This is a genomic window from Methylobacterium variabile (assembly GCF_001043975.1).
GTDB classification, from domain to species: domain Bacteria; phylum Pseudomonadota; class Alphaproteobacteria; order Rhizobiales; family Beijerinckiaceae; genus Methylobacterium; species Methylobacterium variabile.
Genome location: NZ_LABY01000545.1, coordinates 1 through 559, shown reverse-complemented (window position 1 = coordinate 559; position 559 = coordinate 1). Strand labels below are relative to the sequence as shown.

1 protein-coding gene is annotated in these 559 nt (G+C 68.3%); it reads left to right on the top strand.

Features of this window, described 5'->3' with window-relative positions:
- The coding region (gene rutR, locus VQ02_RS34425; RefSeq protein WP_048437781.1) for an HTH-type transcriptional regulator RutR at positions 1–550 on the top strand (550 nt) is incomplete at its 5' end.
- Positions 551–559 lie beyond the last annotated feature (9 nt).

Sequence of the window (559 nt, the reverse complement as noted above, 5' to 3'; positions counted from 1 at the left end):
GTCTCGTGGGCTCGGCCTGCACGGGACGAGCCTGGACCGGCTCGCGGAGCGGGCCGGGCTGTCGAAGGCGAACCTGCTCTATTACTTCCCCTCGAAGGAGGAGCTGTATCTGGCGGTGCTCCGCCGCGTCCTCGACGTCTGGCTCGACCCGCTGCAGGAACTCGACGCCGACAGCGATCCGGCCGAGGCGATCCGGGTCTATATCCGCGCCAAGCTCACCCTGTCGCGGGACGCGCCGCAGGCCTCGCGGCTGTTCTGCCTGGAGATCGTCCAGGGCGCGCCGCTCCTGCGGGCCGAGCTCGAAGGCCCCCTGCGCGGGCTGGTGGAGAGCAAGGCGGCGATCCTGCGCGGCTGGATCGACCAGGGCCGCATCGGTGCCCACGACCCGCACCACCTGATCTTCTCGATTTGGGCGATCACCCAGCACTACGCCGATTTCGCGGTCCAGGTAGATGCGGTCACCGGCCGAAGCCTCGACGAATCCGACTTCTTCGAGAGCACCGTGGCGAGCACGCAGGCCCTGATCCTCACAGGATTGGGCCTGCGATAGGCACTAGGA